14 protein-coding genes are annotated in these 13,314 nt (G+C 37.5%); 1 reads left to right on the top strand and 13 read right to left on the bottom strand.

Features of this window, described 5'->3' with window-relative positions; translation table 11 throughout:
* Positions 1 to 76: 76 nt before the first annotated feature.
* The 10 genes from RMO03_RS05970 to RMO03_RS05925 form a co-directional block, all read right to left on the bottom strand.
* Positions 77 to 418 (bottom strand): hypothetical protein, encoded by a 342-nt coding sequence (locus tag RMO03_RS05970; protein ID WP_309641181.1) that lies wholly within the window; start codon positions 416 to 418, stop codon positions 77 to 79.
* Positions 419 to 532: 114 nt separating this feature from the next.
* Entirely contained in the window at positions 533 to 2,125 is a 1,593-nt protein-coding gene (locus tag RMO03_RS05965) for an MDR family MFS transporter (protein ID WP_309641180.1), read from the bottom strand.
* Positions 2,126 to 2,255: 130 nt separating this feature from the next.
* Positions 2,256 to 3,335, bottom strand: coding sequence for an HlyD family secretion protein (locus RMO03_RS05960; protein WP_309641179.1), 1,080 nt, complete (start codon positions 3,333 to 3,335; stop codon positions 2,256 to 2,258).
* Positions 3,336 to 3,341: 6 nt separating this feature from the next.
* Positions 3,342 to 4,682: a TolC family protein gene (locus RMO03_RS05955; RefSeq protein ID WP_309641178.1), complete on the bottom strand. Its 1,341-nt coding sequence runs from the start codon at positions 4,680 to 4,682 to the stop codon at positions 3,342 to 3,344.
* On the bottom strand, positions 4,672 to 5,298 hold the full coding sequence (locus RMO03_RS05950; RefSeq protein ID WP_309641177.1) for a TetR family transcriptional regulator: 627 nt from the start codon (positions 5,296 to 5,298) through the stop codon (positions 4,672 to 4,674). The genes RMO03_RS05955 and RMO03_RS05950 overlap by 11 nt, the downstream gene beginning before the upstream one ends.
* A gap of 149 nt (positions 5,299 to 5,447) precedes the next feature.
* Positions 5,448 to 6,017, bottom strand: a complete 570-nt coding sequence (locus tag RMO03_RS05945; protein ID WP_309641176.1) for an aminodeoxychorismate/anthranilate synthase component II — start codon at positions 6,015 to 6,017, stop codon at positions 5,448 to 5,450.
* Positions 6,018 to 6,105: 88 nt separating this feature from the next.
* Positions 6,106 to 6,663, bottom strand: a complete 558-nt coding sequence (locus RMO03_RS05940; RefSeq protein WP_309641175.1) for a YceI family protein — start codon at positions 6,661 to 6,663, stop codon at positions 6,106 to 6,108.
* A gap of 134 nt (positions 6,664 to 6,797) precedes the next feature.
* Positions 6,798 to 7,364, bottom strand: coding sequence for a YceI family protein (locus RMO03_RS05935; protein ID WP_309641174.1), 567 nt, complete (start codon positions 7,362 to 7,364; stop codon positions 6,798 to 6,800).
* A 23-nt stretch (positions 7,365 to 7,387) separates the two neighbouring features.
* Complete coding sequence (locus RMO03_RS05930; protein WP_309641173.1) at positions 7,388 to 8,020, bottom strand: NAD(P)H-dependent oxidoreductase; 633 nt, start codon at positions 8,018 to 8,020, stop codon at positions 7,388 to 7,390.
* A 23-nt stretch (positions 8,021 to 8,043) separates the two neighbouring features.
* A complete protein-coding gene (locus tag RMO03_RS05925; RefSeq protein ID WP_309641172.1) occupies positions 8,044 to 8,499 on the bottom strand; it encodes a MarR family transcriptional regulator in 456 nt (151 codons plus the stop codon).
* A 164-nt stretch (positions 8,500 to 8,663) separates the two neighbouring features.
* Between RMO03_RS05925 and RMO03_RS05920 the strand changes: the two genes are divergently transcribed.
* On the top strand, positions 8,664 to 8,978 hold the full coding sequence (locus RMO03_RS05920; protein ID WP_309641171.1) for a rhodanese-like domain-containing protein: 315 nt from the start codon (positions 8,664 to 8,666) through the stop codon (positions 8,976 to 8,978).
* A gap of 82 nt (positions 8,979 to 9,060) precedes the next feature.
* On the opposite strand, the gene RMO03_RS05915 is transcribed toward RMO03_RS05920, so the two are convergent.
* The 3 genes from RMO03_RS05915 to RMO03_RS05905 all read right to left on the bottom strand — a co-directional run bounded on the left by RMO03_RS05915 (position 9,061) and on the right by RMO03_RS05905 (position 13,188).
* Entirely contained in the window at positions 9,061 to 11,469 is a 2,409-nt protein-coding gene (locus RMO03_RS05915) for a TonB-dependent receptor domain-containing protein (RefSeq protein ID WP_309641170.1), read from the bottom strand.
* Positions 11,470 to 11,740: 271 nt separating this feature from the next.
* On the bottom strand, positions 11,741 to 12,199 hold the full coding sequence (locus RMO03_RS05910) for a GNAT family N-acetyltransferase (RefSeq protein ID WP_309641169.1): 459 nt from the start codon (positions 12,197 to 12,199) through the stop codon (positions 11,741 to 11,743).
* A gap of 452 nt (positions 12,200 to 12,651) precedes the next feature.
* Positions 12,652 to 13,188 carry a hypothetical protein gene (locus RMO03_RS05905; protein ID WP_309641168.1) on the bottom strand — a complete coding sequence of 179 codons (537 nt, stop codon included), beginning with the start codon at positions 13,186 to 13,188 and terminating at the stop codon, positions 12,652 to 12,654.
* Positions 13,189 to 13,314: the final 126 nt, after the last annotated feature.

Below are 13,314 nucleotides of genomic sequence, written 5' to 3'. Positions count from 1 at the left end.
GCAAAGTCGCAGAGACGCAAAGTTTTAAATATAAAATTGGCTTTGCGTCTCTGCGACTTTGCGAGACATTTTAATTTTATTCAAATTCTTCGTAAAGTCTTAAAGTTTCCCGAGTGACTTTTCTCTGATTTAAAGACAACTCGCGCATCGATTCTACGCCTTTTTTTGCACAACGATTGATGCGACTCAAACCATATGATAATTCTTCTAATTTTTTAGCTTCCATTGCGGTCAACTTGCTTTTTATTTCTGAAATAAATTCTAAAAAATCAGGTAACGCTTGATGGTGTTCATCGAATTCTGATTTCAAATCTTCAAATGATTCTTTGATTTCTTTGCTTAAATCATTCGAATAATACTCACTTTTATCCCTGAATTCCTGAACCATTCTTTTGGTGTTATTTCTAAAAAGTCCCATAAACTTATTGTTTAAAAATGATGTAACTGATTTGTTTTCAATCAAATGTAAAAAATAGTTTTTAAAGATAAAAGCAGTTTTTAATAAAATCGATAACATTCAGTTAATATCGGGTTAATGCATCGCATCAGCCGGATTAATCTTGTTTTTACCTCTTTTAATAAACAACACAATCGGTATACAACACAAAAACATCACGCCGAGATAAAGGAAAATATCCATATAAGATAAAACCGTAGCTTGCTTCATCACATTATAATCCAATGCTTGGTATGCTTTTCCCAAGGATTCATTCGCACTAAATCCCTTCGACATAAAAGCTTGTTGCATTTGATGCACGCGTTGTTGCACTTCCAATCTCGAAGTATCCAAATGTGGCAGCAGATTCACACGATGTTGTTGTGTGAAACGGGTAATCCCTGTAGTGATAATCGCAATACCAAACGAACCGCCCAATTGTCTGACCATGCCTGTAAATGCAGCTCCTTCACCAATACTTTTCCCTTTAAGCGTTGATAATGACAAAGTAGTAATCGGCACAAACAATAATCCCAATCCAATACCACGTAATATCAATGCCCAAAACATATTATCGACACTCGTGTCAGGCGTCATCACATTATACATCCAAAAAGTGAAGAAAAAGAACACCATAAAACCAATGGCTACCATATAACCTTGCGGCACGCCTTTCTGAATCAAATTCCCAACAATCGGCATCATAAAAGCGGTCGTAATCGAACCCGGAATCAATAATAATCCGGCATCAGTGGCTGACCAACCTAATATCTGTTGGGTGTAAATAGGAATCACCAAAGTCGAACCATACAATCCGAAACCAAGAATAAAACACATCACGATTCCAATGCGCAAGTTACCATCTTTGAGCACACTCAGATTGACGATTGGATGCTCATAAGTTAATTCTCTCCATATGAATAACAGAAATCCAACAATAGAAACAGCACTCAAAATCACAATCAAATTGTCATTGAACCAATCATCTTGTTGTCCGTGCTCAAGCACAAATTGTAATGAACCGATAAACGAAGCAAGAAATACAATGCCCCACCAATCGACTTGATTGGCTTTAAGTTTCACACCATACTTTGGACTTTTAACATAAGTCAAAGTCAGAAAAGTAGCGGCAATTCCGAGCGGTATATTAATGTAAAAAATATAAGGCCACGAGAAATGATCAACCAAATAACCACCCAAAGGCGGCCCTAATGTTGGTCCGACAATCACGCCCATTCCATAAATCGCTTGCGCCATGCCGCGTTTAGCAATCGGGTAACTTTCGGTGATAATCGTTTGAGCTGTAACCAGTAAAGCGCCGCCACCCAAACCTTGAATGAAACGAAAAGCCACAAGTTCCCATATATTATCGGCATTTCCACAGAGGAAAGAAGCCGTAGTAAAAATGATAATCGATACCGCGAAATAATTCCTACGCCCGAATTGTTGCGACAACCAACTCGTCATTGGAATCACAATAACATTCGCAATCGCATAAGCTGTAATCACCCATGCGACATCGGTTAAAGTAGCGCCGAGACTGCCGCGCATGTTCGTTAATGCGACGTTTACAATGGTCGTGTCGACAATTTCGAGCAGCGCACAAAGTACCGCAGTTATTGTGATGATAACCCGTCTGAAACCGTATTCTACTAAATCATCTTCTCCGACGACTGTTGCTGTTGCCATGTATTATAATTAATAATGATTAGTTAATAATGAATAATTAGGAGCCGGGAACCTGCTGTACGCTCCTATCTTTTACGGCGAACGCCGCCGCAAAAGGATAACCGCTGCCATCAGGGCTAGGGCATTCCGTTTATTTCAAATGCACATCCACATCGACGTTCATCCCAGGTCGCAACAATTTAATTTTTTCCGCATCATTGTCAGCATTCAAACTGATTTTGACTGGCAAACGTTGGATGGTTTTTACAAAATTCCCTGTTGCATTATCAGGAGGCAACAATGAAAATCTTGAACCTGTAGCTGGTGAAAATGACGTGATGGTTCCTTCAAATTCAGTGTCAGGATACGCATCAGCTTTAATTGAAACCTTTTGCCCAATGACCATTTTGTTGAGTTGCGTTTCTTTGAAATTGGCAATCACCCATGCTTCCGCATTGTTGATAATGTAAAACAAAGATTGTCCGGTTTGCAACAATTGTCCGGGCTGAATGCTGATTTTAGAAACTTGCCCGTCGATGGAAGCCGTAACGACAGTGTAACTTAAATTCAATTTAGCCGCATCCAATTGTGCTTGTGCTCTTTTGATATTAGCAGCAGCCACATCGGTTTGTTTTCCCGTAACATTCGATTTGGCTTCAATCACCGTTTTTTGATACGCGCTGGCTTTTTGTTGTTGTTGCAAAATGCGCAATTGACTTTCGGCTTCTTGTTTAGCAGCCAATGCTTGTTCGTATTGTTGTTTGGTAATCGTGTGGCTTTTATACAAATTGTTGTAACGCTCGAAATCATTGGTCGCCAATCCCAATCGGATTTTTGCAGTTTCGATATTACCACCTGCAGATTTGACGTTCGCATCCGATACGGAAACATTCGCAGCAGCACCTTGAATATCAGCTTTTGCAGCAGCATAACTTCCTTGAGCAGCGATTAATGCAGCTTCAGCTTCTTCCACTTTGACCAAATAATCTTTGTTGTCGATCGTGAAAAGTGTGTCGCCTTGCTTTACAAAATCATTGTCTTTGACGAACACTTTGGTCACATATCCGGTTACTCGCGGGATAATCGGATTCATGTTTTTCTCGATTTGCGCATCATCGGTAGTTTCGTGCGAACGAGAATGTATGTATTTATAAACACCGTAAGTTCCGCCTACGAGAATCAATACGGTAAAAATGAGGATGAATTTTTTGTTGGTTTTTTTTGCTTCCATGGTGTGTTAGTTTTTGCTGAGATTGAAGGATTCCAATAGTTGTCCTGTAGTGTTTAGTAATTCGTAATATTTTAAAGCGACGTTGGCTTTGGCATTCGCTAAGTTGATTTTGGCGCTCAATTGATCTACATCAGCTTCAAGCAAATCGTTCGTGTTCGACAATCCGTTGTCGTATTTGTCTTTGACGATTCTATAGTTTTCCGAAGATTGGGTTACCGATTCGTTATACACTTTGTCTTGTTTGATAGCGAGTTGATAATCTTCCTGCGCATTTTTGATTTGAATTTTAACGGCGTCGGTCAATTCTGCTTCTTGTTTTTGAAGTTCAATGGCTTTGCTTTTGGCGACTTTGACTTCTTTGCCGTTTTTGAATAATGAACTCAAATTATAAGACAACCCAACACCAACATTCATTGCGTTTTCAACGGTGATAGTGTTTTGTAAGTCGAGTGCAATATAACCTGCGCTCAAATTCAACGCCGGATAATAACCGCTTTTGGCAATTTTAATATTCGATTCGCTGGCTTTTTCCAACAATCGAATTGACGTTAAATCTTTACGATTTTGAATAGCTTCGGATTCTGTTTTTGGAAGGTTGTTGAATAGGTTAGGGTCGATGTTGCTTGGACTTACAACAATTAATGTTTCCGGATTCAACTTCAATAAAGTAATCAAATAGTAATTGAGCATTTTGACATTTTTCTCGGCTTCGTCTAAGTTCAATTGAATTTTAGAAACCTGCAATTGCGATTTCAATAAATCATTTCTGGCGATGATACCGTTTTGCTCTAAAGCTGTAAAATCAGTTACGCGTTGGTTGCTGCTTTTGAGGCTTTCTTGCAGGAGTTCTACAGTTTGTTGTGCTTTGTAAAGCGCTGCGTAATACTCGATAACCTTGATGGCGATTTCTTCTTTCGAATGTTCGGCGTTGGCGATTTCTGATTGGTAAACCTGTTCAGAAGCTTCGATGCTATTTTTGAGTTTGAAACCCGAAAACAACGGCATGCTTACATTGGCTTGCCCTAATAACAATTGATTCACCGGTTTGGCCTCGCCACTAGATGTGGAATTATCCGAAGAATTGGATTGGTTTTTTAGCGTCACATCAGCGTTAGTCAATCGCATGTATTGCCCCGAAATTTTAGCATCGGGATATTGATTGTTTTTCACTACTTGTCGTTCGAAGTTTTTGGTTTCGACTTTGGTTTGCGCTAAATTGACTGCGTTACTTTTTTCGAGCGCCATGGCTACAGCATCGTGAACTGACATCGTAGTTTTTTGCTGTGCTTGCGCGAAGGAAATTCCCAATAAGAATAGTATTAAGATTCCGATAGATTTACTTTTCATAGAGCAGCAGTGATTGAATGGTTTGTTGAATGTGTTTTGTAAGATCGGTTTTGATGTAATTATCATAAGCTTCATCGGTTCTTAAGTCGAGCATTTCTTCATAATTCGGGCGGTTCATTTGAAAATGAAAAAACGGACCAAGTATCGTGGAAGGAATCAAGACAATATTAATATCTTTTTTGAAAACGCCTTTTTCCTGACCTTCAGTAATGATTTTTTTGATGATTTCGAAGTTTTGTTTTTTGACTTCTGTAAATGATCTTAAATCAATTTCTCTTTTTTTGGAAGTCAATTCAAAATGCAGAATCTGATAGATGCATTTGTTTTTATTGATTCTTGTGATGTATAATTCAATCAGTTTGTTGATTTTTTCTACTGGTGAAATTTCCTCTTTTGATAAGCTTTCAAGTTGCAATTTCATATCAGAAGTTCGCGATAAAATCAATGCTTCCAGCATTTTTTCTTTCGAACCGAAGTAGTAAGAAACCATCGCAATATTGATATTGGCTTCCTTAGCGATGTCTCTGATGGAAGTTCCGTCAAATCCTTTTTCGGCAAATAACCTTTCCGTTACTTGTAAAATCTGGATTTGTTTGTCATTAAATTCTGTACTCATTTTTTGTGGTATTTTAAAAACGAAACAAAATTAAACGATTGTTTAAATTAAACGATTGTTTAATTATTTTTTAACGAAATATTAACGTTTAAAAAACACCGCAATATGCTATGAGTTACTACTGGCCACTGACACTTGATTACTGTCAACTAATGATTCACCCAGTTTTCTAAAATCTTTTTCCCATTTGGAGTAAGCACACTTTCGGGATGAAATTGAACGCCTTTCACATCAAAGGTTTTGTGCCGCAACGACATGATTTCTCCGTTTTCACCTAAAGATGTAACTTCAAGCGTTTCCGGAAAATCATTGGTATTGAGCACCCAAGAATGGTAACGACCAACTTCAAGTTGATGTTCCAAACCATCAAAAAGACTTTCATCATCAACAAGAATATTGATTTTTGTCGCCACGCCGTGGTACACTTTATCGAGATTGGTGATGCTTCCACCGAAAACTTCGCCAATGGCTTGTTGGCCTAAGCAAACCCCGAGAATGCTTTTGGTTGGCGCAAAAGTTTGAATTACGGCTTTCAACAAACCAGCATCATTCGGTACGCCTGGTCCCGGAGAAAGGACAATTTTATCGAAAGGATTTAGTTCATCCAAATCAAATTCATCATTGCGAAATACGGTGACTTCACAATCAAGGTCTTCTAAATAGTGCACCAAGTTGTATGTAAAACTGTCGTAATTGTCTATGATGACTACTTTTTTCATTTCAATTATAATTGGATAAAAAAAAGACTTGTCGAATTGGACAAGCCTTGTAGATATTGGCTTTATTTAACTGAACAAATTTAGCCAATTAATAAGATAATTTCACGTTCAATTCAAATTCATCATAAATAGTTCGATCGCCTAAATCATCGAAGAAACTTCCAGAACCGTATTGAATTCCGAATTTAGTTCGGTCGATGATTAAGTTTGCAGTAGCTGTTTTTCCTTTGGTTATCAAGTCGAAAGTAACCGGATTGGTTTTGCCTTTGATGGTTAAATCGGCTGCAATACCATAAGTTCCTTTGCTTTTTTCTTTGATGGTTTTGAAAATCAATTTGGCCGTTTTAAACTCATCCGTGGCGAAGAAATCACCAGATTTCAAATGACCTTCGAGTTTTTGTTTGCTGCTTCCGGTTTGATCGGTATTGGTTAGGGTTGTCATATCGACAGTAAAATTGCCGTTACTGAGTTTTTTATTTTTGAAACTGAGCGAACCTTCTTTAAAAGTTAAAGAACCTTGATGTTCACCTGTTATTTTCTTCCCAATCCAAGTGATAGTACTATTTTTAATATTGATTTTGCGAACTTGCGCTGAAACCAAACTAACAAAACAAAGTGCTACTAGCATTATAACTGTTTTCTTCATGATGATATAACTTTAATGAATTGATACTGTGTTCTTTCAAAGTTACGAAAAGATGCTCATCAAAAACAGATTAAGCATAAAAAAACCTTGACCGATTAAAGTCAAGGTTTTTCGTTAGCAATTTTTCCCAATTTTTAGAACTGTAGGGATACAGTTAAATCGAAGTTGTCAGCAATCACTTTGTCTCCTAAGTTGTCAAAGAAACTTCCTGAACCGTATTTGATATCGTATTTTGTTCTGTCGATCGTTAATTTCGCAGTAGCTGTATTTCCTTTTACAGTAATATCAAAAGTTATTGGTTTGATAATTCCTTTGATAGTCAAATCTCCAACAACAGTATAAACACCATTGGCTTTTGGGGTAACGCTTTTAAATGCAATGCTTGAGGTTGCAAACTTGTCAGTACCAAAAAAATCATCTGCTTTTAAGTGTCCTTCTAATTTTTCTTTCCCTTCACCGGCTTTCAAATCGGTTACTTGAATCGAAGTCATGTCGACTGTAAAATTACCACGCGTTAATTTATCGTTTTTAAAGAAAAAAGCACCCGCTTTGAGTTTGATGGTTCCTTCGTGCTGACCGGTCACTTTTTTTCCTACCCAAGTGATGGTACTTTTAGATAAATCAACATTTTTTGTTTGTGCTGAAATGGTTGTTGAAAATGCTACTAAAGCAATTAATGCAAGTGTTTTTAAATTTTTCATTGTTTGATTGTTAAGGTTATTAATTATAAAGTTAAAAATAGTTCTTTGTTTGACTTACGCACTTTCGTGTAATGTTGTGTTGCATCTTCGGCGTGTCTGTAACCAACAGCAGCAATAACTGCAGCATTTAAACCCAATGCGTCTAATCCTAAAATTTCATTGAATTGAGCCGGATCAAAACCTTCCATGGGTGTGACATCAATTTTTAATTCTGCTGCTGCATTCAAGAGATTTCCTAAGGCTAAATAGGTTTGTTTGGCAGTCCATGTATTTCTGTTTTCTACGGGTAAAGTCGAAATTTTCGATTTCATAAAGTCGCTGTATCCACTTAACGCATCAGCGGGCAATCCTCTGGTTACCGTTAGATTTTCAATAGCATCATCAATTTGAGTATCACCAAAATCGGTGATGTTGGCAAAAACTACCAAGTGCGACGCATCTATAATTTGACTTTGTCCCCAAGCTGCCGGTTGTAATTTTGCTCTCAACGCTTCGCTTTCTACGAAAATAACTTTATAAGGTTGTAATCCGTAGGAAGAAGCTGAAAGCCGAATGGCTTCTTTTAAAACTTCTAAATCTGCTGCAGAAACTTTGCGAGTTGTATCGTATTTTTTGGTGGCATAACGCCAATTTTGGTTTTCTAAGAAAGTATTCATAATTATTTGTTATTAGTGTTTATTTAAAATGTTCGGTATTTTTCTAGTAATGCATTTAATGTTTTTACTTCTTCTTGAGTCAGATTGGAAGCAAATAATTCCTCATGCGAGGTTACTTTTGGATCGAGTTCTTCTAAAAGATTCAACCCTTTTGCTGTAATTAAAATTTCCATTTTCCTGCGATTCGCTGGACAAACTTTACGTGTTACCAATTCTTTGAGTAATAATTTGTCAATCAATCGTGTTGTGTTGCTGTTCTTGGCAATCATGCGCTCTTGAATGATTCCCATATTGGCTGGAGCATTTTTTTGGCCTCGCAAAATGCGCAATACATTGTATTGTTCACTTGACAAATCATGAGGTTTTAGCAATTCGTTAAACTTATCTGCGATGACATTTTGAGAATACAACAGATTAAGGATGACTTTCTTTGCATCACTCATCGTTACATTCGATTTTATAATATCTTCAATTCTCATGATTGCTGTTGCAAATATTTAACGGTACAAATGTAAGGCGTTTAATATTTGTATATACAAATGTTGTGTTATATTTCTGTTAATTTATTTATGACCATTGAAAATTTGTTGGTTTCATTAGCTTTAAAAACCAAAACACTTTTCATACTTTTACAAAAAAAACTATGGACTTATCCCAAAATGACTGGAAGGAGCAATTGCTTCAAGATTCGAATGCTGCCATACTCGATGTCAGAACACCTGACGAATGGAGCGAAGGTATTATTCCAAACGCCATACAGATTGATATTTATCAAGGGCAAGGATTCATTTACAAACTTGAAGAACTAGATAAATCAAAAAACTACTATGTGTATTGCAAAGCCGGCGGAAGAAGTGCTCAGGCTTGCAACATCATGAATCAATTGGGTTTTGAAAACACATACAATTTAATCGGTGGTATGATGCAGTGGAATGGGGAAGTGGTGGCTCCGGAATAAAAGGATTTTAAGATTTTAAGACTGTAAGATTTTAAGAAACTGCATCTTAGAGTCTTATAATCTTACAGTCTTACAGTCCTTTTTATTTTCCGATTCGGCTTTTCTCGTCTTCCAAACCAGTCTCACGTTGTCTCGATTTCTTCACCGCATCGTTTCCAAAATTATAAGTCAAGTTAAAACGCAGTTGTCGACTGTCTTCACCACCATTACCATTAATTTTCACGAAAGCATATTCGGTTTTTCCGTGCCAAGGCGAAGTATATAACACATCGGAAACAGCTACTCTGGCCGTGAATTTCTTATTCATAAATTGTCTTTGCAAAGCAATATCCAAAGAACCGATGCTCTGTGTTTTGAATGTTCCGCCCCAAATAGAAGGCGAACTATACCAACCCGAAACTTCTAAATTAATGCCTTTCGGAAGTTTGAAATTATTCTGTCCATACAAACTCAACGTTTCTTGCTTAATCGATATGAATGAATCGTTGGTGGCCATAAACTTGCTTTGAAAAGCATTCAAACTAAAATAAACATTCCACCATTTTTTAACTTCAAACGGATACGAAACACCAAGATTGATGACTTGCTGATTGGCTACATTTTTTGAAGTCAGGAAGCTTCTACTCGGCCCGGAAGCTTCAATAACTTGCGCAAAATAATCCGTTACGTGTGAGTAACTGAGACTCGTATTCAAAGTATAATTATACGTATGCGAGAATTTGATATTGTCGGTATATTGCGGTTTCAAAAACGGATTTCCACGCATAAAAGACAACTCATCAAGCTGGTATTCAAACGGATTTAATGACTCATAATTGGGTCTTTCTATTCTTCGACTGTATGTCAATGCCAACGAATTTTTGTTATTCACATCATAAGTAATTCCGCCACTTGGGAAGAAATCTGTATAATTTCTTTTAACGCGCTCGTTGTTGCTCGCAACCAATGCATTCAATTTTCCGTCAGAATTGGTATTTTCTACCCGCAATCCGAATTGAAAATTCATCTTTTTAAACGTGCGGTTGTAATTCAAATAACCCGCATTGACGTTTTCTTTATAAATAAACTGATTGCTTCGATTCGGATTCAACGTACTGATGTCGCTCACAACATCATAAAAATCTAAGGTATTGTCGGTTTTCACAAACGATGTTTTAGCACCAAGGCCCAATTTTCCTTTAAGGAAATTCTGCTCATAATCTGTTTTAAATGTTGCAATATCAATACCTACTGGCGTATTTTGGAAACTGTTGTTTTCGTTCAAAACCGTCACTTCATCATTCTCATAATACGTATTGGGTTGGTAATTTTCTTTTTTGCTGTCGTATTTCCCGTAATCCAAATCCATATTCAACGAAACACCTAAAGTATCTGCATACTTATAATTGACATTAGAATACAGGTTGTATGTTTTATTGTGACCAATACTTTTAGCAATCAAGACACTGTCATTAACCGCCGCATTGATAGGTCTGATCGTAGTTCGTGTGCCGGCGTTGTTGTAATTGTTGTTGAAATTCCCGCTGACAATAACCCCAAAAGTGTTTTTGGCATTCGCATAATAATCATAACCCAACTTAATATTGTTGGCATTGACGCTATTTTTGGTTTTGGTTTTCGAGTCGAATATTGTATTGCTTTGCTCGCGATAAATGTTGATGAAATCATAGTTATCTCCAAAACGATTGCTGTAATTTCCGTACAGATTGTTCTTTTTGTTTCTGTTGTTTAATGAAAATGAATTGACCGCCGTTTCATATTTTCCAATATTGGCACCTGATGAAGCGCTACCGTTGGTTCCGAAGTTTTTGTTTTTCTTGAGTTTGATATTCACAATACCGGCATTTCCCGCGGCATCATATTTTGATGAAGGTTGCGTAATGATCTCAATACTATCAATATCATTCGCTTGTATGGTTTTTAGGAAATTGGTCAAATCGGCACCGGTTAAGTACGATTGCTTTCCGTCGATGTAAATTAGAACCCCGGTTTTGCCTTCCACAATGAGGTTGTCATTGTTGTCTATAATCACTCCAGGCGCTTTTCGCAACAAATCGAAACCTGAACTTCCCGTAGCGTTGATGGTATTTTGAACATTAAAAACGGTTTTATCAGCTAGCACTTGAATCATCGGTTTTTTACCTTTGACGGTGACTTCTGAAATTTCATTGACTTTTTCCTTTAAAGTAATTGTCGGCAACACAATCGCCGCAGTGTTCATATTGAAAACTTCCGAACGATATTGTTTATAACCAACCGCATCAACTTGAATATAATAACCACCATCGGCAATATTCGAAAATGTGAAAGCGCCATTTTTATCCGTCACGACAGCTTTATAAAAAACTTCCTTCCCGGTTTGGTATAGCATTACACTGATTCCGGATGTTGGTGCTTCTTTGGTTAATTTTAAAGTGCCCGAAATCTGATGTTCTTGAGCCGTTAATAAGGTGATCAAAAATAAGAAAGTGATGGTAATAATGTTCTTCATGATGATGAAATAGTGATTGGATTGATGATTATTGGGTTGCAAAATTAATTATTTTCAAAACAGATGCACTACTTTGTCCGAGAAAACTATTTTTAGTTACAATACATTCCAAAATTTTTGCATTGTTCAGTATTGGTGTGGGATTTTCTTTTAACCGCAAAGGTCGCTATGGTTTGCGCTAAGTTCGCTATGAAAAAGTTATGTTAACTCATCAAGCAGCCTTGCGCTCTTTGCGAATAACTTTGCGTACTTTGCGGTTAATAAATACATTTTATTTAGTATCGATACGTTTCTCGAAACACACGCTATCTGCAACACCTTCATACTGACCGAAGTTCGGAATGATTTGATACTGATTTTTGGTGTAAAGCGCAATGGCTTCCGGTTGTCTGATGCCGGTTTCTAAAAGACATTTTTTGTAGTTCAATTCATCAACCCATTTTTCCAAATCCTTTAAAACTATAGACGCAATGCCTTTGCCGCGCTGTTCGGGTTTCACATACATGCGTTTGATTTCCATGGTTTCGTCATCGTACGCTTTGAAAGCACCACAACCTACGGCTTCGTTTTCGTGATACGCTACAACAACATGTTTGATGGTGGCAATCGAATTGAATTGTGCATAAAAACCATGCTCTGCGCCATCGCGCAATTGGAGTTCAATGTCGAGGGCTTTGACTAATTTTTGAAAATCGGCATGGTCGGATTGGGTTCTGATGGTGGTGATCATAGTGATGGTGTTTTGAGGTGTAAAAATAAAAAAAAATGCTCGCAAAGGCTCAGAGACGCTAAGAAAGATAGATATATAAATTTTTAAACTTTGCGGCTTTACGACTTTGCGAGCTAATTGTTAGGTTTTAATAGTAAAAGTTTTTTTGGGCGTGACCACAAGGGTCGGGCTTTCGCACTCGCTTTTTTGCGCTGAACGCCAGCACAAAAAGAGCTCAAACAATGGCTCTATCCCTCACGCGGGTTCCGGTTAAGATGATGCCCTAGCCCCGATAGAAGGGAAAATCCTTGGCATTGGGAGATTGCCGCGCAAGCTCGCAATGACAAGATTGGAATGATAGCGGGAACCAGCTCCTAAAAAAAAATCCTCCTACAAAGTTGTAACGCTGAGCAGGAGGAAATCTAAATGCACCGTGAACGGTAGGTCGTTGTGTGCGCAATTATTGTTTGTAACTATTGCTTAACGACACTGTAGGTTTCTACGGTGACTTTGTCTGATTTGTCGTCGTAGGTTTCCAGAACCAAATTTCCTTTGGTATCGAAATAACCAATCGCTGTTTTGTTTTTAGCACGGAAAATATAACTGTTCGTTGATGTTTTTCTGAGTAACGCTGGTTTTTCATTGCCGGTACTCATCGTATAACCTGAAGCATCGAGTGCCAATTTGTATTTGTTTCCGTTGGATGCATAATAAGAACTTCGGTCTACATCGACGGTTCTGGTGCTTCCGTCGGGATTGGTGATTTGTGTGGTTGAAGTCACGCTGACCGGAGATTCTTTCATCTCAATGTTTAGCGTATTGGCTTTAGGTTCTTTGAGTTCGATGTTTTGAACTTCAGTGACGTTTTCGTTTTTGACGAATTTTTTTTCACCATCGGATGCTTTTACAGTGGTTACGGTTGTTTTGGTGGTTTCTTGAACATTCTTGTTTTGCGCTTGACTATGCAGTGAACACAGTAGAACAGAAATTCCTAATAAGATAGTTTTCATGATGCTTGTTTTTTACATTACATAGTAAAGATAAAGCCAAACATTACAGCAAGTTTTTAGAATTTGTGGATTAACTTTCATAATTCACATATTGCTAAACCCCTTTATTAATAAGCCTTTCTGTGA

Origin of the sequence: Flavobacterium sp., from assembly GCF_031411595.1 — a bacterium.
GTDB lineage: Bacteria > Bacteroidota > Bacteroidia > Flavobacteriales > Flavobacteriaceae > Flavobacterium.
The sequence above is the reverse complement of the archived record's forward strand: the minus strand, read 5'-3'. Positions and strand labels throughout refer to the sequence as shown.